A 1,059-nucleotide genomic window follows, 5' to 3' on the forward strand; every position below is an offset into this window, starting at 1 on the left:
ACCGATGAATTTCAGATATTAGCGAGAGATGCGCACCCTTTATCAGATCAAGCGATCGATTGTAATGACTTAAGTCTATACCCAATTGTCACTGCCATCGTCCCAGATTGGAATGAGAACAGAACGCTTATTGAGTGCTGGGCAGAGCGTGAAAACATTGAAACCGAAACCGCTTTTAGGTCCAGTTCCATTTTGTCTCTATTAGAAGTGATTTCGGAGACAGATGCTCTATTCCCCACATCTGCGTTTCTTTCAAGAAAGCATCTTTCCGGACTCAAAAGTTTGTCACTCTCTCCACAACTAAAAGCCTCCTTCAAAGGCGAGTCTCAAGATATTTACCTATACATGCACTATCGCCATCGCAATAGTCCTATTTATAAATGGCTGATTCCAATAATTGAAAGCACACTTTCATCCATTAACGATAATTAGTTGTTTTTTAAAGCCTTTCGATTCTCCTCAGTGGTAACGTTTCATTTATCGGTGAGATATTAATATTTGATATATTCTGTATAACATCAACGAAGTTAATTGATCTTTGTTTTAGAGGTATATTGATTAAGCAATCAATATTAAAATAACAACAGACCATAACTTTAATGACTAATAAAAAACTGGATTTAAACTTAATCCAAACATTTTTAATTGCTGCAGAATATCAATCATACACCAAAGCGGCTGAGCACCTTGGCGTGACGCAACCAGCAGTAAGTGCTTCCATTAGGCGCTTGGAAGCACTAATTGAATACCAACTCTTCACCAAGGTAGGACGTTCAATTTCCCTGACGTCTAGAGGGCAGAACTTGCTCCCCAAACTAAGGCAAGCACTGTGTATGGTAGAGAATGCATTGTCCATTTCGCCTCAATTTAAGGTTTACTGCTCAGAGGTATTTTCGGGTAGTTTATCGTCGATTAACAACGTTTCTGTTCACGAAGCTGCCGCGACAAAAAACTTGTTACTGGAACTGCTTCATCAGCAGAAAATTGCGTTAATCATTGATTCAATCAAGTCTGATGATTCTACACTGGTCAATGAGGTGATTCACGAAGAGCCAAATG

General features: G+C 39.1%; 1 protein-coding gene and 1 pseudogene. Both read left to right on the plus strand.

Going from position 1 to position 1,059, the window contains the following annotated elements:
• Positions 1 to 432, plus strand: a pseudogene (locus tag R7M72_RS25845) (LysR family transcriptional regulator); the annotation flags it as partial.
• Between the two features lie 167 nt (positions 433 to 599).
• Positions 600 to 1,059: LysR family transcriptional regulator (locus R7M72_RS25850; protein WP_318056563.1), on the plus strand; the 460-nt coding region annotated here is incomplete at its 3' end.

The organism is Vibrio sp. YT-18 (assembly GCF_033337345.1).
Classification (GTDB): domain Bacteria; phylum Pseudomonadota; class Gammaproteobacteria; order Enterobacterales; family Vibrionaceae; genus Vibrio; species Vibrio alginolyticus.